At 59.5% G+C, this 21,402-nt stretch carries 22 protein-coding genes and 1 tRNA gene; 11 read left to right on the top strand and 12 right to left on the bottom strand.

The genetic code is table 11. From position 1 onward, the window contains the following. The first annotated feature begins 23 nt into the window (after positions 1 to 23). Entirely contained in the window at positions 24 to 524 is a 501-nt protein-coding gene (locus AACR14_RS01730) for a 2TM domain-containing protein (protein ID WP_026034871.1), read from the top strand. A gap of 118 nt (positions 525 to 642) precedes the next feature. Here AACR14_RS01730 and AACR14_RS01735 read toward each other — a convergent pair whose 3' ends face one another. Genes AACR14_RS01735 through lptD form a run of 6 tightly spaced genes read right to left on the bottom strand, consistent with a single transcriptional unit; the run spans position 643 to position 7,425 of the window. Beyond that, complete coding sequence (locus tag AACR14_RS01735) at positions 643 to 1,464, bottom strand: symmetrical bis(5'-nucleosyl)-tetraphosphatase (protein WP_019444897.1); 822 nt, start codon at positions 1,462 to 1,464, stop codon at positions 643 to 645. 6 nt (positions 1,465 to 1,470) lie between these two features. Further along, complete coding sequence (gene apaG, locus AACR14_RS01740) at positions 1,471 to 1,833, bottom strand: Co2+/Mg2+ efflux protein ApaG (RefSeq protein ID WP_026034872.1); 363 nt, start codon at positions 1,831 to 1,833, stop codon at positions 1,471 to 1,473. Between the two features lie 4 nt (positions 1,834 to 1,837). Then, the gene (gene rsmA, locus AACR14_RS01745) at positions 1,838 to 2,650 is read right to left on the bottom strand and encodes a 16S rRNA (adenine(1518)-N(6)/adenine(1519)-N(6))-dimethyltransferase RsmA (RefSeq protein WP_005339016.1); all 813 of its coding nucleotides are present in this window, start codon (positions 2,648 to 2,650) and stop codon (positions 1,838 to 1,840) included. Next, complete coding sequence (gene pdxA, locus AACR14_RS01750; RefSeq protein ID WP_019444899.1) at positions 2,640 to 3,635, bottom strand: 4-hydroxythreonine-4-phosphate dehydrogenase PdxA; 996 nt, start codon at positions 3,633 to 3,635, stop codon at positions 2,640 to 2,642. The genes rsmA and pdxA overlap by 11 nt, the downstream gene beginning before the upstream one ends. Continuing rightward, positions 3,635 to 4,933: a peptidylprolyl isomerase SurA gene (surA, locus tag AACR14_RS01755; RefSeq protein ID WP_005349338.1), complete on the bottom strand. Its 1,299-nt coding sequence runs from the start codon at positions 4,931 to 4,933 to the stop codon at positions 3,635 to 3,637. Before surA ends, pdxA begins: the two co-directional genes overlap by 1 nt. 26 nt (positions 4,934 to 4,959) lie before the next feature. Continuing rightward, positions 4,960 to 7,425, bottom strand: a complete 2,466-nt coding sequence (gene lptD, locus AACR14_RS01760) for an LPS assembly protein LptD (RefSeq protein WP_019444900.1) — start codon at positions 7,423 to 7,425, stop codon at positions 4,960 to 4,962. A gap of 174 nt (positions 7,426 to 7,599) precedes the next feature. Between lptD and AACR14_RS01765 the strand changes: the two genes are divergently transcribed. Genes AACR14_RS01765 through djlA form a run of 3 tightly spaced genes read left to right on the top strand, consistent with a single transcriptional unit; the run spans position 7,600 to position 10,128 of the window. After that, positions 7,600 to 8,610 carry an aminoglycoside phosphotransferase family protein gene (locus AACR14_RS01765; RefSeq protein ID WP_019444901.1) on the top strand — a complete coding sequence of 337 codons (1,011 nt, stop codon included), beginning with the start codon at positions 7,600 to 7,602 and terminating at the stop codon, positions 8,608 to 8,610. Continuing rightward, positions 8,607 to 9,275, top strand: a complete 669-nt coding sequence (gene murU / locus AACR14_RS01770) for an N-acetylmuramate alpha-1-phosphate uridylyltransferase MurU (protein WP_019444902.1) — start codon at positions 8,607 to 8,609, stop codon at positions 9,273 to 9,275. Before AACR14_RS01765 ends, murU begins: the two co-directional genes overlap by 4 nt. A gap of 19 nt (positions 9,276 to 9,294) precedes the next feature. After that, positions 9,295 to 10,128 carry a co-chaperone DjlA gene (gene djlA / locus AACR14_RS01775; RefSeq protein WP_019444903.1) on the top strand — a complete coding sequence of 278 codons (834 nt, stop codon included), beginning with the start codon at positions 9,295 to 9,297 and terminating at the stop codon, positions 10,126 to 10,128. A 76-nt stretch (positions 10,129 to 10,204) separates the two neighbouring features. On the opposite strand, the gene AACR14_RS01780 is transcribed toward djlA, so the two are convergent. Next, on the bottom strand, positions 10,205 to 11,656 hold the full coding sequence (locus AACR14_RS01780) for an aminoacyl-histidine dipeptidase (protein ID WP_019444904.1): 1,452 nt from the start codon (positions 11,654 to 11,656) through the stop codon (positions 10,205 to 10,207). Positions 11,657 to 12,602: 946 nt separating this feature from the next. Between AACR14_RS01780 and gpt the strand changes: the two genes are divergently transcribed. From gpt to AACR14_RS01805, 5 genes are all read left to right on the top strand, one after another. Then, positions 12,603 to 13,070: a xanthine phosphoribosyltransferase gene (gene gpt / locus AACR14_RS01785; RefSeq protein WP_005339007.1), complete on the top strand. Its 468-nt coding sequence runs from the start codon at positions 12,603 to 12,605 to the stop codon at positions 13,068 to 13,070. 172 nt (positions 13,071 to 13,242) lie between these two features. Further along, positions 13,243 to 14,511, top strand: a complete 1,269-nt coding sequence (gene frsA, locus AACR14_RS01790; protein WP_019444906.1) for an esterase FrsA — start codon at positions 13,243 to 13,245, stop codon at positions 14,509 to 14,511. Between the two features lie 62 nt (positions 14,512 to 14,573). Continuing rightward, positions 14,574 to 14,966 (top strand): sigma factor-binding protein Crl, encoded by a 393-nt coding sequence (crl, locus tag AACR14_RS01795; RefSeq protein ID WP_005339003.1) that lies wholly within the window; start codon positions 14,574 to 14,576, stop codon positions 14,964 to 14,966. A gap of 179 nt (positions 14,967 to 15,145) precedes the next feature. Continuing rightward, positions 15,146 to 16,249 (top strand): glutamate 5-kinase, encoded by a 1,104-nt coding sequence (gene proB / locus AACR14_RS01800; RefSeq protein WP_019444907.1) that lies wholly within the window; start codon positions 15,146 to 15,148, stop codon positions 16,247 to 16,249. Positions 16,250 to 16,283: 34 nt separating this feature from the next. Continuing rightward, entirely contained in the window at positions 16,284 to 17,537 is a 1,254-nt protein-coding gene (locus tag AACR14_RS01805) for a glutamate-5-semialdehyde dehydrogenase (protein WP_019444908.1), read from the top strand. Between the two features lie 85 nt (positions 17,538 to 17,622). Here the strand turns inward: AACR14_RS01805 and AACR14_RS01810 are convergent, their stop codons facing one another. Genes AACR14_RS01810 through rsgA form a run of 5 tightly spaced genes read right to left on the bottom strand, consistent with a single transcriptional unit; the run spans position 17,623 to position 20,457 of the window. Continuing rightward, positions 17,623 to 18,012, bottom strand: a complete 390-nt coding sequence (locus tag AACR14_RS01810; protein ID WP_019444909.1) for a hypothetical protein — start codon at positions 18,010 to 18,012, stop codon at positions 17,623 to 17,625. 2 nt (positions 18,013 to 18,014) lie between these two features. Beyond that, positions 18,015 to 18,266 (bottom strand): DUF2960 domain-containing protein, encoded by a 252-nt coding sequence (locus AACR14_RS01815; protein WP_005338984.1) that lies wholly within the window; start codon positions 18,264 to 18,266, stop codon positions 18,015 to 18,017. Beyond that, positions 18,256 to 18,525, bottom strand: coding sequence for a VF530 family protein (locus AACR14_RS01820; RefSeq protein ID WP_005338981.1), 270 nt, complete (start codon positions 18,523 to 18,525; stop codon positions 18,256 to 18,258). The genes AACR14_RS01815 and AACR14_RS01820 overlap by 11 nt, the downstream gene beginning before the upstream one ends. After that, positions 18,522 to 19,394 carry an archaetidylserine decarboxylase gene (gene asd, locus AACR14_RS01825; RefSeq protein ID WP_026034874.1) on the bottom strand — a complete coding sequence of 291 codons (873 nt, stop codon included), beginning with the start codon at positions 19,392 to 19,394 and terminating at the stop codon, positions 18,522 to 18,524. Before asd ends, AACR14_RS01820 begins: the two co-directional genes overlap by 4 nt. A 28-nt stretch (positions 19,395 to 19,422) precedes the next feature. Next, complete coding sequence (gene rsgA, locus AACR14_RS01830; RefSeq protein WP_041201782.1) at positions 19,423 to 20,457, bottom strand: small ribosomal subunit biogenesis GTPase RsgA; 1,035 nt, start codon at positions 20,455 to 20,457, stop codon at positions 19,423 to 19,425. Between the two features lie 91 nt (positions 20,458 to 20,548). Between rsgA and orn the strand changes: the two genes are divergently transcribed. Beyond that, positions 20,549 to 21,094 (top strand): oligoribonuclease, encoded by a 546-nt coding sequence (gene orn / locus AACR14_RS01835; protein ID WP_019444912.1) that lies wholly within the window; start codon positions 20,549 to 20,551, stop codon positions 21,092 to 21,094. Between the two features lie 178 nt (positions 21,095 to 21,272). Then, positions 21,273 to 21,348: transfer RNA gene (locus AACR14_RS01840), tRNA-Gly, on the top strand. Positions 21,349 to 21,402: the final 54 nt, after the last annotated feature.

Genomic DNA, 21,402 nt, shown 5'->3' on the forward strand with positions numbered 1-21,402 from the left:
TCAATTACCACAAGGAGTTCGAGATGATCGTCAGGAAGTTGAGATTGCAACGGGGTTGGTCTCAGGATCAGTTGGCAACGTTGACTGGTTTGAGTGTCCGCACTATCCAGCGGATCGAGCAGGGGCAGCAACCCGGACTGGAATCTCTCAAGGCCCTGGCCGCCGTCTTTGAACTCGATGTGGCTCAACTGGATGGATCAGAGCAACAGGAGCGCGAGATGAGAGGAAGTGACACTATGGGTCAGGATGCGGTGCAGGTATCGGCAGAGGAGCGGGCGGCAATGCGCTATGTGGAGGAGCTCAAGGGCTTCTATCACCATGTCACCAGCTACGTGGTGGTGATCTGCGGGCTGTTTGTCATCAATTACCTGAGCAATCCGGAGTACATCTGGGCCTGGTGGCCAACCCTGGGCTGGGGATTGGGGCTTGCCTCCCATGCTGTTCGGGTGTTTCAGCCCTTCAAGCTGTTTGGCCCCGAGTGGGAGCGGCGCCAGATCGAGAAGCGGCTGGGGCGCAAGTTGTAACTTCGTTCGCCGGAAAACAGGGAGCCTAAAACAGCAAGCCCGGCAGATTGCCGGGCTTTGTGATTGGAGCGGGTTGTGGCAATCCGTGCGGCAGCGACCGCCAGATTGCTTCGTCCCCCTAGCTGGCGTGAACCGGGCAGGGGGTGGCGATCAGGGCATCATCCTCGTAGCGCCACAGAGTGAGGCTGTTGCCCCAGACACAGCCGGTATCGAGCGCTTTGATGTCGCTCTTGCCGGTGTTGCCCATCAGGGCCGCCCAGTGGCCGAACACCAGAATGGGGTCATCCACGTGATGCTCGCGCTGTTCGAACCAGGGACGAAGGCCCGGGGTCGACTCCTTGGGGCCCTTCTTGCATTTGAAGTCGAGCCGACCATCGAAGTAGCAGAAGCGCATTCGGGTGAAGGTGTTGATGATGTAGCGGTAGCGGTCGATCCCGACCAGATCATCTTTCCAGCCATCGGGCTGGTCGCCGTACATGTTGTGCAGCAGCCAGCTGTACTGGTCACCGCGCAGCAGGCTCTCTACCTCGCGGGCGCAGTTGCGCGCGGTGCGGACATCCCATGCGGGGGAGATCCCGGCATGCACCATCATGATGGGCAGATCCGGATGTTCGGCCAGTAGCGGGCGGTGGCGCAGCCACTCCAGCAGTTCATCCCGATCAGGGGCATCCATCAGGCTTTGCAGCTTGTCTTTCTTCTTGAGCGGTGCAACGCCATCTGCGACAGCCAGCAGGTGCAGGTCGTGGTTGCCGAGCACGCTGACGGCACGGTTGCCCAGCCCTTTGACAAAACGCAGGGTATTGAGGGAGTCCGGGCCGCGGGCGACCAGATCGCCGCAGAGCCAGAGCACGTCTTGGTCGGGATCGAACGCGGCAAGATCCAGCAGACGGCGCAAGTCGTCGTAACAGCCCTGGATGTCACCGACAAAACAGTTCGCCATGAAACCTCAGTTGATAATATTGGGGATGGCCAGCGTGAAGGGGGCGATAGGCGCCTCGAACTGCTGGCCAGAGCCATCTTGCAGGGTATAGCTCCCTTCCATCACCCCGAGCGGGGTCGCCAGCGGCACGCCGCTCTGGTAGCGGTAGGTCTCACCTTCGGCAATGACGGGTTGTTCTCCGACCACGCCCGAGCCTGCCACTTCCTGCATCTTGCCATTGGCATCGGTGATGAGCCAGCGCCGATGCAGCAGTTGCACCGGGCCGGGCCCCAGATTCTCAATCTCGATCAGATAGTGAAACTGGTAAGGGTCTTTGGAACCCGCCACATACACGGGGTATGGGCGGATCTCGATGTGCGGGAGTGCCACAGGATCAGGCCTGTTGCTGATCCGCCAGCCAGTTGGCGATCATGACAAACTGCTCGAGGGAGAGATTCTCCGGGCGCAGGTTGCCATCGATACCAAGCTCGGTCAGCTGGGCGTCGGTGATGAAGTTGGAGAAGCTGTTGCGGATGGTCTTGCGACGCTGGCCAAAGCCCTCGGTACAGACGCGATTCAGACAACGAATGTCTTTTGCGACTATGGTCGGATTCTTGTGCGGGATCAGGCGAACCACGGCAGAGTCCACTTTCGGCGCCGGTTTGAAGGCGCCCGGGCCCACTTCCAGCACAGGCACCACCTGGCAGTAGTACTGGGTCATCACGCTCAGACGGCCATAAGCCTTGCTGCCCGGGCCGGCGGCCAGACGCAACACCACTTCTTTTTGCAGCATGAAGTGCATGTCCTCTACCCGATCAGCGAACTCGCACAGGTGGAAGATGAGCGGGGTGGAGATGTTGTAGGGCAGGTTGCCGAAGATGCGCAGCGGCCCCTTGCCTTCACCCATCAGGGTGCCGAAGTCAAAACGCATGGCATCCGCTTCGATGACGGTCAGCTTGTCTTTGAGGGTCGGGTGCTCGCGCAGGCGAGCTGCCAGGTCCCGGTCAAGCTCGACCACGGTCATTTTGTCCATCTGGGCGGCGACCGGCTCGGTCAGCGCGGCCAGACCCGGACCGATCTCCACCAGATTCTGACCCGGCTGCGGGTTGATGGCGGCGACGATTTGATCGATCACATACCGGTCGTGCAAGAAGTTCTGACCGAAACGCTTACGGGCCGTGTGGCCCATGTGCACCTTACTGCTCATATCTTTTTTTCTCTACCATCTTGATGGCGTGGTTAATCGCGGTGACAAGGCTGCCCGGATCGGCCAGGCCCTTGCCTGCCAGATCCAGCGCGGTGCCGTGATCCACCGAAGTGCGGATGAAGGGAAGCCCCAGGGTGATATTGACCGAACTGCCGAAGCCCTTGTATTTGAGCACGGGCAGCCCCTGGTCGTGGTACATGGCGAGTACCGCATCCGCATCCTTGAGGTATTTCTCCTGGAACAGGGTGTCGGCCGGTAACGGGCCGACCAGATCGATCCCTTCCTGGCGCAAAGTAGCCAGGGCGGGTTCGATCACGTCAATCTCTTCACGTCCTAGATGGCCACCTTCCCCAGCATGAGGGTTGAGGCCGCAGACGTAAATACGGGGTTTGGCGATGCCAAACTTGGTGGCGAGATCCTCGTTGAGGATCCGGATCACCTTGCCGAGGCGATCCTCGGTGATGGCCATCGCCACATAGGCCAGCGGAATATGGGTGGTCGCCAGTGCGACCCGCAGCCCCTCGGTAGCCAGCATCATCACCACATCGGCGGTGTTGGATTGCTGGGCAAAGAACTCGGTGTGGCCGCTGAATGAGACCCCGGCCTGGTTGATGATCCCCTTGTGCACCGGTCCGGTCACCACGGCGGCAAATTCGCCGCTCATGTTGCCATCGCAGGCACGCTGCAGGGTCGCCAGCACATAGGCGCCATTGCCTTCGTTCAGCTCGCCCGGCACCACGGGGGCGCCGAGGGTGACCGGACAGACGGTCAGAGTGCCCGCCCGCTGGGGGCGGGCAGGGGCAGCGGCATCGTAGGGCTCAAGCTCGATGGGCAGCCCAAGCAGGGTTGCCCGCTCGCGCAGCAGCGCCGGATCGGCGATCACCACCAACTGATGGGGCCAATCCTGCAGGGCAATCTGCAGCACCAGATCCGGACCGATCCCGGCCGGTTCGCCCGGGGTAACGGCAAGGCGACGGCAGCTCATCAGCTACCGGCTCCTTCGATCTGGATGTAGGCCTCGTCACGCAGCTCGTCCAGCCACGCCTGGGACTCTTCCACGAAGCGACGGTTGTAGATCAGCTGGTAGGCGCGCTGCTCCTGAGCCTTGTCGGTCGCATCCTGGCTGCGGCGATCTTCCACCTGCACGATGTGCCAGCCATGGCTGGTACGGAACGGGGCACTGATCTGGCCCGGTTGCAGACGGTTGACCATGTCGCGGAACTCGGGGACATAGACGTTGGGATCAGACCAGCCCAGTTCGCCACCCTGCACCGCAGAGCCCGGATCTTCGGAGTACTTCTCCGCCATGCTGGCGAAGCTGGCCTTGCCGCTCTTGATGTCGTGCAGAATACCATCCAGCATCCCCTTGGCTTTCTCTTCGCTCAGGATAATGGAGGGCTTGATCAGGATATGACGGGCCTTCACCTCGGTCTGCATCACTTGCTGCTGACCCTTGGTGTCGAACACCTTGACGATGTGCAGGCCGGCACCGGAGCGCAGCGGGCCGACGATGTCGCCCTTCTTGGCACCTTGCACCGCTTCCGCCATCAGGGTCGGCATCTCTTGCGGGCTCATCCAGCCCCAGTCGCCCCCTTCCAGCGCCTTGGGACCGTTACTCTCGGCAATGGCCAGTTTGCGGAAGTCGGCACCTTGCTTGAGGGCGGCCAGAATGCGCTCGATCTTGCTCTTGGCGGCATCCAGCTGGGCGGCAGTGGGGTTGTCCGGCAGGGCAATCTGGATATGGCCTACGTGGTATTCGTTCTGCTGTTGACCCTGTTTCTTCAGGATCTCCACCACCTGCTTCACTTCCTGCTCGGAGATGTTGATACGGCGGCGCACCTGGTTGCGGCGCACCTCGTTCATCAGGATCTCGCGGCGAACCTCTTCCCGATACTGGGCATAGGTCATCCCTTCACGGGCGAGCTGGGCCCGCAGCTGATCCAGGGTCATCTTGTTGTCGGCAGCGATGCCCTGAATAGCCTGTTCCAGCTGGGTGTCGCTGATCTTCAGCCCCTGGCGCTCCGCCAGTTGCAGCTGCAGGCTCTCCTGGATCAGGCGATCCAGCGCCTGTTTGCGCAGGGTGGCATCGTCAGGCAGGGACTGGCCGCTCTCCTGGGCGGAGAGTTTTACCTTGTTGACCAGTGCGTCCTGTTGGCTGGACAGCACCACGTCCTTGTTGACCACGGCCAGAACCTTGTCCATCAGCTCGGGCGCTGCCAGTGCGGCCTGGCTCATGGCGCCGAACATTCCCGCGGTCAGCAGGGCAATCAGGGTCTTTTTCATATCCATCTCTCAAGGCTGGACCAGCATCATTGCTGGCCTTTCAGATTAAACGGGCGAACATAGGGCAACAGCTCGGTATCCAGTGTGACGCTGCGGCCACCTGTACCCACGCTGCCAAGTCCCTTCATTTCAAACTGCAGACCAATGACTTTTTCCGAAGTGGGTTTCAGGGTGACGTTGTCCGGCTGATTGTGCCACTCCAGGCTCATGTTGATGCTCCAGCAGCAGGAGTCGTATTTGACACCGATCTTGCGGTCAATGTTCACATCCTGCTTGATGTCACGGTAGTAACCGCCATACATCTGCCACTGATCGGCGATCGGCGCCATCATCACCAGACCCGCCTGGCTCAGATCTTCTGCCAGCGCCGTGTTGGTCGGATAGCGATAGTCCAGGTTGCCATCCTTGATGTAGCGGTAGTTGACCTGAGTGGTCAGCTTGCCGGTCCGGTACTCGACTGCACCGTTGCCAGCCGTAAATTCACCCTCGGAGGTATCGTACTGGGTTCCTGCATGGGCAAACCACTCATCGGTGATCCGGGCATCCCCCTCGAACGAGAGCAGGGAGCGGGCGTTGGTGCTTTCCGGATTTGAAGGGTAGAGGCGCACCTTAGGTGGTGTCATTTCGAAGGCCTGGGCCACCGCCAGACGCAACCGTTCATCACCCACATTGTCATAGACCCGGCTGGTCAGGCCAACGGTGACCCGATTGGCATCGCTGATGCGGTCGAGACCGGCAAAGCGGCGATCACTGAACAGGCTGTAGTAATCCTGACGGGTGGTGGTGGAGTCGTAGATCCCGATATCGTCCTGATCCCGATAGGGGACGTAGAGATACTGGAACTCCGGCTCCAGTGTCTGGGTACCCTTGCCATCATACCAGTCAACCGGGCGATCGAAGTTAAGCCCCCCCTTAAGGCGGAAGGAGGGGAGGGTACGATTGACGGTGCCATCCTTCAGGGTGAGCAGGCCAGTGCTGGAGTCGGTAAAACGCGAGCGATCCGTGTAGACCAGATCCTTGGGTACCTCCTGGTTGTAGGAGGTAAACATCAGCTTGTACTGGCTGGTGAGGTAGTAGCCAGGGGCATCAATGAGAGGCACGGTCAGGGTCGGAGCCAGGTGCAGTCGGGTGGTGGTATAGCGCTCACCGGCCTGCTGGGCACTGGCGCTGCCGCTGTCATAACCAAATTTGGTCAGTTCGCTGTTCCAGGCCAGATCGAACCACTTGCCCTGCTGGTAGTAGTTGTAGTCGATACGCGGCAGCATCTCGTGAGGCAGCAGCGCGTAGGGGCTCAGGATCTGATAACGGCGCACTTCTGAGGTGAGGTTCCAGTTCTGCTGGTAATATCCGGCAGTAAAGGATTGCTGCAACTGACTGTCGACTTGGGTACCTACCGTTGGACTGAAGTCGTTGAAGTAGTTGTAATCCTTGTCGCGCACCTGGGTGTAGTCGATGCCCAGACGCAGGGAGCCGTCCATCAGGGTGGAACTGTGGCGGACGTTCATCAGGTAACGATGCCCATCGGAGAGGTACGGAGTCCCTGTCGAAGGGTTGGTAAAGCTCGGGTTGCCAGCATCATACTGCTTGTCATCCCTGAGGCTTTCAAAATAGAGGGTGCCGGTGTGGGCGGGGTCCGGCATGTAGCGGAACTCCACCTGCTCCATCAGGCCGCGTTTGTCCATAAAACGGGAGGTGATGGTGGCATCGTAGTTGGGAGCTATGTTCCAGTAGAAGGGCTGGGTGATATCCATGCCGTTGCTGGAGCTTTGCTTGTAACCCGGGTAGAGCAGACCGGTCTTCCGCTCATCCTTGATGGGGAAGTTGATATAGGGGAAGTAGAACACCGGGTAGTCATAGAGCCAGAGGCTGGCGTTCCAGGCTTCGCCAAACACCTCTTTCTGGTCGATGTCGATGCTGCCCGCCTTGAGGGTCCACACTTCCTGACCGGGGGGGCAGGTGGTGTACTGGGCCCCCTCCATGGTGATGTTCTGGTTGTTGTTGGTCATCACCACGCGCTTGGCAAAGCCGCGCACCGGTGAGCCATGCACCTGATACTTGCCCTCTTCCAGCTCGGAGTTCTTAGTATCCAGATTGGATTTGAGGGTCTTGTCGCTGGTGACGGTTACCTGACCGTCGTTGTAATAGATGTTGCCGATGGCGATGACATCCCGGCTCTTCTGATCGAGCTGGGCATAGTCGGAGTCAAACTTGCGAACACCCTGACGAACCTTGACGTCGCCTTCATAGACGGCGGTGCCGCCCTGTTTGGCCTCGAGACGGTCAGCATCAACCTCGACCGGCTGTGCGTTGGCATCCTGATCCGATGCAGGCTTCTCTATCTTGGGAACATAGTCATAGCAGAGACTATCTAGAATGCCGGTGGCTGGCGGCGCTTCGAACGGGGCCGCCTGCACCATCATAGGGGTGAGTGCGGGGGCCAGGCTGATAGTCAGGGCGATGGGATAGCGGTACCCCAGTGTCCATTTTGTCATGTGAAAGACTCGTGCAATCCGTGATAGATACGGTTGATCCAAGGCATGCATTTTACGACAGGTTTCATCGAGTTGACATTGCATGTCATTGCTTTATGTTAGCCGGCAATGATAAAGCATTATTGCGGCCAGGGCTAACAGCCAAGTGCTGCTTTCCACCTTGGTCCTCTACTTATGCACGATCGCGATTCCCTGCTATTGCAGTGGGCACGCCGTATTTCCGGTGATGCCACTCTCACGCTTACCCTCATTTCCGGTGATGCCAGCTTCCGCCGCTACTCTCGTGGTGGTGGTCTGGTGTGGGTGGATGCCAATCCGAAAACCGAAAAAAATCATGAATTTGTTCGTAATGCGGCCGCCTTGCAAGCGCGTCAGCTGTTGGCGCCAGAGGTCAAGGCGGTGGACTACGAACAGGGTCTGCTGGCGGTCAGTGATCTGGGTGATACCCAGCTGATCAGCTGCCTGAACGAGCACAACGTGCTGGCCTGGTATGGCAAGGCGATTGATTTGCTGCCCCGCCTGGGGGCGGTTGAACTGGCGCTTGAACCCTTCGATGCCGCTTTTATGGCGCGGGAGAACAGCATTTTTCCCGAGTGGCTGCTGGGCCACCATCTAAAACTGACCCTGAGCGACGAAGAGCAGCAACTGCTGGCCGAGACCTTTGCTTGTCTCACCGCCTGCAATCTGGCCCAGCCGCAGGGGGTGATGCATAGAGATTTTCACAGTCGCAACCTGATGGTGTGTGGCGGGGATACCCCCGAGAGCAGCCGGCTGGCCATCATCGATTTTCAGGATATGGTCATCGGGCCGCTCACTTATGATCTGGTTTCCCTGCTGAAAGATTGCTACGTGCGCTGGCAGGACGAGGTGATCGATGAAGGGATGCGCCACGGCTTTGCCACCCTGCAACAGGCGGGTCTGCTTGGCGAGCTCGATTATGCCAGTTTCCGTCGTGATGCCGACCTGACCGGCATGCAGCGCCACCTCAAAGCGGCCGGAATCTTTACCCGGCTCTATCATCGCGACGGCAAGTCCGGCTATCTCAAGGATATTCCCCGCACTCTTGGCTACGTGGTGGATGTCTGTCGCTCTCATGGTAGTGCCTATCCGGTACTGGCCCGTTTTGGTCAGTGGCTGGAGCAGGTGGTGTTGCCGGGGATCGCCAATGCAGGGGTAAAACCATGAAGGCGATGATCCTGGCCGCTGGCCGTGGCGAGCGGATGCGCCCGCTGACCGACCTGCTGCCCAAGCCACTGTTGGCGGTGGGGGGCAAGCCGCTCATCGTTCATCACATCGAAAAACTCAAAGCCGCTGGCGTGACCGAGCTGGTCATCAACCACGCCTGGCTCGGCCACAAGCTGGTCGAGAGCATTGGTGATGGCCGTGCGCTTGGCGTGACCATCCAGTGGTCAGCCGAGGAGAGCGCGCTGGAGACCGCGGGCGGCATTGTGCAGGCGCTGCCGCTGCTGGGCTCTGAACCCTTTTTGGTGATCAACGGCGATACCTGGCTCGATCTCGATTATCACACTCTGGTCAGCCAGCCCCTTGGCGATGATCTGGCCCACCTCTGGCTGGTGCCCAACCCGCCCCAGCACCCGAGCGGGGACTTTGCCCTGCAAGAAGGGCGAGTCGTGGATACGCCAGCGTTTACCTTCAGCGGGGTCGGACTATATGATCCGGCAGCCTTTGCCGATCTCGCGGGCGGCGCCCGCAAACTGGCGCCCCTGCTCCGTGACTGGATGGCGCAAGGGCGGGTGGGCGGCAGCCTGCTCGCTGGCGAGTGGCGCGATATCGGCACGGTCGATCGACTGCGCGAGCTGGATGACCAGCTCCAGACCCGCACTCATTAACTTCAAGAGGTCTTGAACCATGCGTATTTGGGGTAAGGTGCTGGGCGCCTTCTTCGGTTTTCTGCTCGGTAATATCATCGGCGCCCTGATTGGCCTCTGGATCGGCCATCGTTTCGACCGTGGCATGGGGCTGCAGGGGGCGTTTCGTCGCGGTCCGAGTCAGGAGCAGCAAGCCGTCTTCTTCCACGCCACCTTCTCGGTGATGGGTCACATCGCCAAGTCAAGCGGTCAGGTGACCGAACAGGAGATCCGGGTTGCCTCCAACCTGATGGATCGTATGCGGCTGGCGGGCGAACAGCGTGCCCGAGCGCAGGAGTCGTTTCGTCTCGGTAAGGAGGCTGACTTCCCGCTGCGCGAGACCCTGGCCGAGTTCCGCCGTGCCAGTCTGGGGCAGCGCGACATTCTGCGCTTCTTCCTCGAGGTACAACTGCAGGCGGCCTTTGCCGACGGGCGGGTAGAGGAGGGCGAGCGCGCCATTCTGCACACCATTGCCGACGAGCTGGGCTTCAGCCGCATCGAGCTGGCCCGCATTCTGGCGATGGCCGAAGCGCAGATGAACTTCTTCAATCAGGCCCATGGCCAGTATCAGGGGGGCCATTCCGGTAGTCAGCAGTATCGGCAGGCGGCACCCTCTGCGGATCGCCTCAAGAATGCCTACCAGTTGCTGGGGGTGAGCGAGAGCGACAGCGATCAGGATATCAAGCGCGCCTACCGCAAGGAGATGAGCAAGCATCACCCGGACAAGCTGGCTGCCAAGGGGTTGCCGCCGGAGATGATGGAGATGGCCAAGGAGAAGACCCAGGAGATCCAGCAAGCCTGGGAGTGGATCCGCGAGGCCCGCGGTATCCGTTAAGCGCCAAAGTCAGGCTGGGACAGACAATAAAAAGCCCCGCAGCAGTGCGGGGCTTTTGTTTTGCCGTTGGGCTGTCTTACTTGGCCGGAATGGCTTCCAGTACGTGCACCAGCAGCTGCCAGAAACGCTCGACTGCCGGGATGTGTACCTTCTCGTCAGGGGAGTGGGCACCGCGGATGGTCGGGCCGAAGGAGACCATGTCCCACTCCGGATAGGCGCTCTTGAACAGACCGCACTCGAGACCGGCGTGGATCACCATCACGTTGGGCATGGTGCCGAACAGGGTCTGGTAGCTGTTGCGCACCAGCGCCATGACGGGGGAGTCCACGTTCGGCGCCCAACCCGGATAGGCACCGGTGAATTCGCAGCTGGCACCCGCCAGGGTGAACAGGGAGCGGGTCATCTGCTCGATGCTCTCGCGACCGGAGTCGATCAGGGAGCGGATCAGGCACTGGACATACACTTCGCCATCCTGAGTCTTGATGACCCCCAGGTTGGTGGAGGTTTCGGTTACGCCGGGCATGGCATCGCTCATGCGCATCACGCCGTTCGGGCAGGCCATCAGGGCATCCAGCAGGCGCTGCTGCAGGGAGACACTCATCAGCTTGGTCGGTTTGGCGGCGCTGTTGACCAGCAGAGCCAGGTTCGGCTCGGTGGCGGCCAGCTCGGTCTGGTAGATACCGGTATAGCGGTCAACCAGCGCCTTGAACTCGTTTACGCTGGCTGCGGGTACCAGCAGAGTGGCACGGGCTTCGCGCGGGATGGCGTTGCGCAGGGTGCCGCCGTGGATCTCGGCCAGACGGATACCGAGCGGCTCGGCAGCTTTGAGCAGGCGCACCAGCAGCTTGTTGGCGTTGCCACGACCGCGATGTATATCGCAACCGGAGTGACCGCCACGCAGCCCTTTGACGGCCAGCTCGAGGGCTTCGCCTTCCGCAGCATCAACCAGCTCGAGCGGGAAACGGATATTGGCATCCACCCCACCGGCGCAGCCCATATAGACCTCGCCATCCTCTTCGGAGTCGGTGTTGAGCAGGATCTCGCCTTCCAGCCAGCCCGCTTCCAGACCGAAGGCGCCGGTCATGCCGGTCTCTTCGTCAGTGGTCAGCAGCACTTCCAGCGGGCCGTGTTTGATGGTCTTGTCAGCCAGCACTGCCAGGCAACCGGCCATACCGATGCCGTTGTCGGCACCCAGCGTGGTGCCACGGGCAGTAACCCACTCGCCATCAACATAGGCATCGATGGGATCGGTCGCGAAGTCGTGTTTGGTGTCTGCGTTGGCCTGCGGCACCATGTCGATGTGGGCCTGAAGCACCACGCCCTTGCGGTTTTCCATCCCCGGGGTGGCCGGTTTCTTGATGATGATGTTGCCGACGTTATCCTGTTTGACCGCCAGACCTTCCTCTTGCGCCCATTGGACGATCCAGGCGCTCAGCTTGGCTTCATGCTTGGAAGGGTGGGGGATGGAGCAGATCTGTTCGAAGAAATGCCAAATCAGTTGGGGGGACAAGGAACTTAGTTGTGCCACGTCAGGACTCCTTACCAGCACGGAATGAAAGAGGCCCCGTCAGTGGGCCTGGAAAGTGGATAACGATAATACAGTCAATCACACAAAAATGTGAGCAATCAGCGCAAATCGCAGGCAGCTTGTGCTGGCTGATGGCAACCAGGCAGTACGATCGTCAGGTTCGGACGACGCTGACCGATAGAAAAGAAAATGTGTGACCGATCTCACAAAAATATTGAATTTAACGCACCGACTGGTAAATTAGCTCCCGTGGTTCGCCACCCGTCAGGATGACGATGAAAGCCTCCAGGGAACCGAAGCAAAGCAAGTGCGCCTCCATGGAACCGAGTGTTCGTTCAAGGATTTGAGCCCGCATAAAGGTACGTAACTTGTTAAGCAATCAGGAGTTTCAATATGCCAGGCAGCAACTCAACCTATTGGTTTGCCCCCTCTTTGTATACCCAGGGTTTCAGCTACCCTAACCCCTTCGTCACTCGTCGCTAAGACGAGCTGCCCAACCAGGCAGAGGCGAGAAAGCAGCAGGTGCGTGAGGTAAATCCTCCCCCTGCTATTTTTTTATCTGCGATTTGCCGTACAGCCCATTTGGACTCGGCAGCAGGGACGGCAGGTTAGTCGTTTGGCGCTCGAGATGTGCCGAATGGAGAGGGTGATGCCGATTTTTCCTGTTTTTGGCATACGTTTGCCAGGCATTTTCTCTGCAAACGGTGCTATCATATCGGCCCAACAGCCTGTCCGCGGTTTGGACACATCATCTAACCGATCGCCGGATAAGCCCATCTTGCTTCCATTGTTATCAGATTTGCTGCCGAGGCTTAGCCCTGAGGCAGCCGAAGTGCAATCTGAATTCAGTCGGGCAAGGGCCGCCATTTACTGGCATCCGCAGGGATAATTGCGGATGTTGTTATTTTAAGTGATTGTTTTTAAATAACTATTCGAGATCGATAACATGCCGAAAAAGTTCTATGTGTCGTGGGACAACCTGCAACGTGAAGCTCGCCGTCTGGCCCGTCGTCAGCTGCCTGTCAGCCAGTGGAAAGGTATCATCGCGGTCAGCCGTGGTGGTCTGGTGCCCGCAGCCCTGATGGCCCGTGAACTTGGCATTCGTAATGTGGAAACCCTCTGCATCTCCAGCTATGACCATGACAGCCAGCGCGAGCTGGTAGTCGTGAAGGCTGCCACCACCGCCGGTGACGGCGAAGGCTGGCTGGTGGTGGAAGATCTGGTGGACACCGGCACTACCGCCAAGGCGATCCGCGAGCTCTACCCTAAAGCCAAGTTCATCGCGATCTTTGCCAAGCCGATGGGCGAAGCGCTGCTGGACGATTTCGAAGTGGCGATCCCGCAGGATACCTGGATTGAACAGCCGTGGGATATGGCACTGGAGTTCGCCACACCGATCTGCGACGAAAAGTAACGGGATCGGGATGTGATGCTCGCTGCGTCCATTGGTTGCAACCGGCAATAATGGTTTCACAGGGCTCCAATTTGGAGCCCTGTTTTTTTGTGTATCAATCTGTTGCAGGGTGGCTGATGGGCAGTAAAAGTGGTTAAGATGAGCTATTGCCTGATATGAATGGGACACTATCTTGGACTTGAACGAAGACCTAAACCTGACCGAACAGCTCTTTACCCGCGTCAAGAAGGTATTGGAAACATCCGAGATCTCCAACTCCAGTGCGGCTGATCTGGCGCAAGCCGAGTCAGACGAGATGTTTATCGACGGCTCCATGTCAAAGAGCTGGTATCGCTTGCTGCGTCGCCCCTCCTGGACCTGGCAGGGTGCTGATCCCATCGAAGTGGAGCAGACCCTGGCCCGTATCGCCATGGCGCCCGGCGAGCGTACCCATGACTGCTATCTCGATACCATCAAGGGCTATGTGCCCGGCAACTGGATCTACGAGTGGAGCCAGGTGGCTGGCAACTATTTCAAGCAGGGCCGCGAACTGCGCGAGAAGGGTGATCCTTCTGGCGCCTTGAAACAGCTGCTCAAGGCGGTGCGCTACTACTCCATCGCCAGCTATCCCCATCTCAAGGATGACGAGCTGGCGGATCAGGCCCAGCTGCTCGGTAACATGGCCTATCGCGAGGCGGGTCGCCTGTTCAAGGTGCCGCTCAAAGAGATCCAGGTGCCTTTTCGCGGCAAGCATATTCAGGGTTATCTCCACCTGCCGACCACCGAAAAACCGGTGCCGCTGGTGATCATCAGCGGCGGGATCGACTCCCTGCAGCTCGATTTCCTCAACTTCTATCTCAAACGGCTCGAGCCCAACGGTATCGGCATGCTCTCCCTCGATATGCCCGGGGTTGGCTATGCCGAGCATTGGCCGCTGGTGCAGGATACCAGCCGCCTTCATCAGGCGGTGCTCCATTACCTTTCCGAAGTGGCCTGGGTCGATCATCAGCGTATCGCCATGGTGGGGATGCGTCTGGCGGGCAATATCGCAGCCAGACTGGCCTTTATCGAACCCTTTAAGCTGCGCACCGTGGTTTGTGTCGGCGCCGGTGTCAATCAGGTGTTTACCAATCAGGAGCTGTTTGCCAAGTGTCCGCGCATGATGCGGGACAGTCTGGCCAACCGGTTGGGGGCGGATGCGGCGCAGTGGGACGGCATGCGTACCAAGTGCCAGGTTTTTTCACTTAAAACACAAGGATTACTGGGGACTCGCACCTCAGTGCCGATATTGAGTATTGGACACAAGCGAGATTTTATTTGTCCCGAGCAGGATGTACGGGCATTGGCGGCGGCCAGTCGTAACGGCAAGGCCATCGTATTCGACAAACAGCCTTTGCTGGAGGTGTATGACAAGGCACTGGACGAAATCGTCGAGTGGCTGAAACAGCATTTGTGTACCTGATATTGCGCTAAAGAACTGACGCCATCCCGAGGTGGCGCGGCTTGTTTAACAGGGAGGTTAACATGTCTGAAAGAGTGACCTACAAGCGACTGCTGAGGCAGTTTGCTGCCATTGGCCCCTATTTGCGCGAAGATCTCTGCGAAGAGGGGCGTTATCGTTTCGACTGCCTGTCGGTCTGCGTCAGCGCCAAGCCGGCGCCGGACAAACGGGAGTTCTGGGGCTGGTGGCTGGTGCTGGAGCAGGACGATCACCACTTCCGTTACCACTATCAGCTCGGTTTCTACAATGCTGATGGTGAGTGGCTGGACAAGCCGATCCCCAAGAAGCACCAGGTAGAAGTGGAGCGGACCCTCAACCGTTTCTACAAGCTCATCAGCGACAAACTGACGGCTCTGGAGTGTCAGTTAGCGCCAGCGGATCAGGTCACCAATGAGTTGACCGTGACCGCTGCTTGATCCCTGATGCCCGGCGAGCAGCATCCCGCTGTTTGCCGGGCCATCAGTCAGCCATCTCCCCTTCCGACCGCAATCATCCGGGCTTTTGCTTCATCTCCTCGCCCCGGCGTTAATTGCCTTGCAGGGCTCCATAGCCGTGGGTATAAAGATATTCCTTACTTTTTAGCCTTTATGCTCCCATGGAAAACAGAACCATAGTCGTCAAGTTGGGCACCAGCGTGCTCACAGGGGGGTCTTCCCAGCTCAATCGTGCCCATATGGTCGAGCTGGTCAGACAGTGTGCGGCCTTGCACCGTCACGGCCATCGGGTCGTGGTCGTCACATCAGGGGCTATCGCCGCCGGGCGTGAACATCTGGGTCACCCGCCACTGGCGCCAACCCTGCCCAACAAGCAGATGCTGGCGGCGGTTGGTCAGACCCAGCTTATTCGGGTATGGCAAGATCTGTTCAACCTCTACGGTCTGCATATCGGCCAGATGCTGCTGACCCGCGCCGATCTGGAAGATCGGGAGCGCTACCTCAACGCCCGCGACACCATGCGAACCCTGCTCGATCACCGCATTATTCCGGTGATCAACGAAAACGATGCGGTGGCGATCGCCGAGATCAAGGTCGGCGACAACGACAACCTCTCCGCACGGGCCGCCATTCTGGCGGATGCGGATCTGCTGATCCTGCTGACAGACCAGAAGGGGCTGTTTACCGCCGATCCGCGTACCAATCCCGATGCCCAGCTCATTGAAGAGGTGCAGACCATCGACGATACCCTGCGCTCGTTGGCGGGTGACAGTGTCAGCGGCCTTGGCACCGGCGGCATGGCTACCAAGCTGCAGGCCGCCGATGTGGCCCGTCGAGCTGGTGTCAACGTGGTGATCGCGACCGGCCAGATGCCGGAGGTGATTGGCCGTCTTGCCAAGGGTGAGCGGATTGGCACCCTGTTTCCCGCGCTGGCGTCCCCGCTGGAAGGACGCAAGAGCTGGATCCTGGCAGGCCCACCTCCTCACGGCGAAGTGCATGTGGATCCGGGCGCAGTGGCCGCCATGAAGGAGAAAGGCTCCAGCCTGCTGCCCAAGGGGATTGTGGCAGTCAAGGGCGATTTCATTCGGGGCGATGTGGTGCGTATTCTTGATCCCAAAGGCGCCGAGTTGGCGCGCGGTATCTGCCGTTACGACCATCTGGAGCTGGATAAACTGCGCGGCGTCCACTCGGATCAGATTGAGCAGGTACTGGGCTATGGATATGGTTCAGTAGCCATCCATCGAGACGATATGGTGCTGCTCTAATCAGGGCGGCACAGCATGAACAAAGGGAAATGAGATGAGTCTGGAGAAAATGGGGCAGGCGGCCCGAGAAGCCGCCTATCAGCTGGCTACCATCAGCACGGCGCAGAAGAATCGGGCGCTGGCCGCCATCGCCGACGAGCTGGAGGCGCGCAGTGAGCAGATCCTCGCCGCCAATGCGAAAGATATCGCCGCCGGCCGTGAGGCAGGCTTGTCAGAAGCCATGCTGGATCGCCTGCTACTCAATCCGGCCCGGCTGGCCGGTATCGTGGCGGATGTGCGCAAGGTAATTACTCTGGATGATCCGGTCGGCGCCGAAATGGATAGCCGGGTGCTGGAAAATGGCCTGCGGCTCTCTCGTCGTCGGGTGCCCATCGGGGTTATCGGCGTCATCTACGAGGCGCGCCCCAACGTCACCATCGATATCGCCAGCCTTTGCCTCAAGACTGGCAACGCCAGCATATTGCGTGGCGGGCGCGAGACCTTCCACTCCAATCTGGAGCTGGTGCGGGTGATCCAGCATGCCTTGGCGGCCTCCGGTCTGCCCGAGGCGGCGGTGCAGTACATCGACAACCCGGATCGGGCGCTGGTCGGCGAGTTGCTGCGCCTCGACCGCTATGTGGACATGATCATCCCCCGTGGCGGTGCCGGCCTGCACAAGATGTGCAAGGAGAACAGCTCCATCCCGGTCATCATCGGCGGGTTCGGTATCAGCCATATTTTCGTCGACGAGAGTGCCGATCTGGTGCGCTCTCTGGCGGTCATCGACAACGCCAAGGTGCAACGCCCCTCCGCCTGCAATGCCCTCGATACTCTGCTGGTACACGAGAAAGTCGCTTCGGCTTTCCTGCCGCAGCTGGTGACGCTGATGAACGAGCGCAAGGTGACGCTGGTGGCCGCGCCCAACGCCATGACGCAGTTGGCGGGTGCCGATAACCTGTGCGAGGCGGGGCCGGAGGATTTCGATACCGAGTGGCTCGGGCTGACCCTGGGGGTCAAGTTGGTGGCGGATGTGAACGAGGCGCTGGCCCATATGCGCGAACACAACGCCGGCCACTCCGATGCCATCCTGACCAACGATCTGGCCAACGCCGAGCGTTTCGTCAACGGGGCCGGTTCGGCGGCTGTCTATGTCAACGCCTCCACCCGTTTCACCGATGGTGGCCAGTTTGGTCTGGGCGCTGAAGTGGCGGTGTCGACCCAGATGCTGCACGCCCGTGGCCCCATGGGGCTGACCGAGCTTACCAGCTACAAGTGGGTGGGACAGGCCGATTACCTCAGCCGTGCCTGATAACCTGTTGTCTCAGATACAAAAATGCCGACTCTTGGGTCGGCATTTTATTTGGTGGATATCGCGAAGATATCAGGCGATCGGGTTATTCCCCGTGATAGAGCGCCTTGTCACCGTGCTTGAGCACATAACCTTTCCAGATAAAGAGGGTGTAGCCGCTACCCTGCCACGACCAGTTGCCCTCCGCACCTTGACGGGTCAGTGCAAGCAGCTCGCCGCTTGGCAGATGCAGTTCGGCCTGCGTCTGGTCGGTGTTGAACAGCACGAAGGCGCTGCTGGTCTGGCTGGCATCGGTTGGATTGAGCCGGATACCCTCTTCAAACAGGCGCACACATTTGCCTGTGAGCGCTGACCACTGATAGCCCGCACTGCCGATACAGCCGTGGCTGTCACGATCGCCGCCCACCAGATGTTGTTCCGGTGTACTGCATGCCGCCAGCAGCAGAGAGGCGGCCATCAGAGTCAAGGTGCGCATGGTTACTCCTGCAGATCTCGTTCGATGACGATGTTGGAGAATCCCAACTCTTTGAAGTAGTTCTCCTGGTAATCCTTCACGCTTTTCTTGTCACGGCGACAAACCTGAGCCAGCTGGGCCTCCATGGCGTGAAAACTGGTGAGATCCAGCCCTTCGGCTGCCGCGATGGCGTCGTAGATGCTGCGGAACTTGTCGTTCGCGTAGCCGATCTCTTTGGCCTGTTTTTTATAGGTGTACGTAATCTTAAAGGCCATCTTGCCCTTCCTTCTTCGATTTGGCTTGCTTGCGCTGAACGTACAGATAGAGGCTTTCGACCTTCTCCCGAGCCCAGGGGGTCTTGCGCAAGAACTTCAGGCTGGACTTGATGCTGGGATTATCGGTGAAGCAGCGGATATTGATCTGCTGCCCCAGCTCTTCCCAGCCGTAGTATTCGACCAGCGCGGTGACGATGGCTTCCAGCGTCAGCCCGTGCAGCGGGTTGTTCTTCTGCGAGGCGTTCGGTTGCTCGCTCATGCCTGCTCCGCCAGCTTGGCAAAGGGCTGACCCATACGGGTGGTGACGCCATTGGCCAGATGGGGCTCGAAACCGGCCAGCATGCCCGGGCCAAACAGGCAGACCACGGTACTGCCCAGCTTGAACAGGCCCATCTCGGCGCCTTTCTGCAGGGTAATGGCTTCGTCGCCGGTGTAGTCCCAGCGTACCACCTTCTTCTCTTTGGTCGGCGCTATGTTGCCGGCCCAGATGGTCTCGATGCTGGCCACGATAGTGGCACCGACCAGCACCAGCGCCATGGGGCCGTGCGGGGTGCGGAAGGTGGCGACCACCCGCTCGTTGCGGGCAAACAGGTTGGGCACGTTCTCGGCGGTGAGCGGGTTGACGGAGAAGAGATCCCCCGGCACGAACACCATGCTCTCCAGCACGCCGTCCAGCGGCATGTGGATGCGGTGGTAATCCTTGGGCGCCAGATAGATGGTGGCGAAGTCGCCATCCTTGAACGGCGCAACCAGATCCTCATAGCCGCCCAGCAGCTCGCGGGCGCTGTAGTCGTGGCCCTTGGCCTGAATGATGCGACCCTGCTGGATCGGGCCGAGCTGGCTGACGGTGCCATCCACCGGCAGGGCCAGAGTCATGGCATCTTCTACCACGGGGCGGATACCGGGCTTGAGCTCGCGGGTGAAGAACTCGTTGAAGCTCTTGTAGTGGGCCGGGCTCTCGTGCAGCGCCTCGCTCATGTCGACCTGGTACTGCTTGATAAAAGCCTCGATCACCTTGGTGGTGATGTTGCCCGCTTCGGCGGCGGCAAACTTGCCGATCAGACGGGAGAGGGCGTGCTTGGGCAGACAGTATTGACCGGCAATTTTCAGGTTGTCAGTAATGCTCATGTTCATCATCAACGTAGGTTAAACAGGGTCACAGGCGCGCCTGTTGGCGACCGTGACGGGCTTCCTGCATGGTTTCCAGGATGCGGTGATAGTTGTGGAAGCGATCGGCGCTGATGGCGCCCGCGTCGACCGCGGCGCGCAGGGCACAGCCGGGATCGTCCTTGTGGGTACAGTCGCGAAACTTGCAGCCACCCAGATAGTCGCGAAACTCGACGAAGCACCAGGTGATGCGGTCGGCTTCCAGATGCCAGAGGGCGAACTCGCGGATCCCCGGGGAGTCGATGAGATCGCCACCGCTCGGGAAGTGGTAGAGCCGCGCCGTGGTGGTGGTGTGCTGGCCGAGTCCCGAGTTTTCGGAGATCTCGCCGGTCAGTACATCCAGCCCCGGCATCAGGGCGTTGGTGAGCGACGACTTGCCCACCCCGGACTGGCCGACGAAGATGCTGATCTTGTCGGTCAGAGCGGCTTTAAGCTCATCCAGCCCTTCACCGCTCTCGCAGCTCACCAGCAGCACCTCGTAATTGAGTCTGCGGTAGGTTTCGAGCTGGCTCTCGATGCGCGCTCTGGCGGCATCATCGAGCATGTCGACCTTGTTCAGCACGATGAGGGGGCGGATCTCCACATCCTCGGCAGCCACCAGATAGCGGTCGACGATATTGGTGGAGAACTCGGGCATCACCGCCGAGACGATGATGATCTGGTCGATGTTGGCGGCGATGGGTTTGACCCCGTCGTAGAAGTCCGGCCGGGTCAGTACCGAGTGGCGCGGATGCACCGCCTCGATGACGCCCGCTGTCGCGGCATTGAGGCCGGGACGCCACACTACCTTGTCGCCACAGACCAGACTGCTGATGCTGCTGCGCCGCAGGTTGCTGCGGTGGATGGTTCCATCGACCGCTTCCACGTCTGCGTGCTGACCAAAACGACTGATCACCACCCCTTCGATGGCGGGGCCAAACAGGGTGTCATCCACCACTGTGGTGTGCTCTTTTTGCAGCCGCCGTTCGCGGTTGGCCTGGACGCGCCTTTGTTGACCCAGATTGAGTTTTGCTTTCTTTGCCACTCGATTCGCCAGTTTATGAACAGATCCAAAGCCAGTATGATACATGCAAATTGGCAAAATTCCGCCATTCCTCCCAATAGAGAGAGCAATCATGACAGTCAGCGCGCAGAACCTGGTATGGATCGACATGGAGATGACGGGTCTCGACCCCGAAGAGAACGTGGTACTGGAGATTGCCACCATAGTCACCGACAAGGACCTGAACGTGCTGGCCGAAGGGCCGGTGATCGCCATTCATCAGAGTGATGAAGAGCTGGCCAAGATGGACGACTGGAACGTCAACACCCATACCAAGAGCGGTCTGGTGGCCCGGGTCAAGGCGAGCCAGCATGACGAGGCGAAAGCCGTTGCCGAGACCCTCGCGTTCATTCGCCAGTGGGTGCCGGAGCGCACCAGCCCGCTGTGCGGCAACAGCATCGGTCAGGATCGCCGCTTCATGGTCAAGCACATGAGCGAGCTGGAAGCCTTCTTCCACTACCGCAACGTTGACGTCAGCACCATCAAGGAGCTGGTGCGCCGCTGGCAGCCGGAACTGCTGGATCAGTTCAAGAAGAGCGGCACCCATCAGGCGCTGGACGACATCCGCGAATCCATCGCCGAGCTGCAGTTCTATCGCAGCCACGTCTTCAAGATCTGATTCCCCGGCAAGGGTTTGTCATACTCTGGCTGCTAAAATCGACAGTTCGGCCAGCTTTTGAGCGAACGCGCGCAACCAGACAAAAAAGCCCTTGCAATTGGAATGACTGCTCTTATAATTCGGCTCCCGTACAGTAGCGCAAGCAACCAAATGCTGTACGGCCTGTTTTAAGGTAGTTGCGGGAATAGCTCAGTTGGTAGAGCACGACCTTGCCAAGGTCGGGGTCGCGAGTTCGAGTCTCGTTTCCCGCTCCAAAAATCTGATGATGACACTGGTGCAAACCAGCCCGATGCGGGAATAGCTCAGTT

Origin of the sequence: Aeromonas sp. 159 (assembly GCF_963862045.1) — a bacterium.
In the GTDB taxonomy this organism is placed as follows: Bacteria; Pseudomonadota; Gammaproteobacteria; order Enterobacterales; family Aeromonadaceae; genus Aeromonas; species Aeromonas veronii.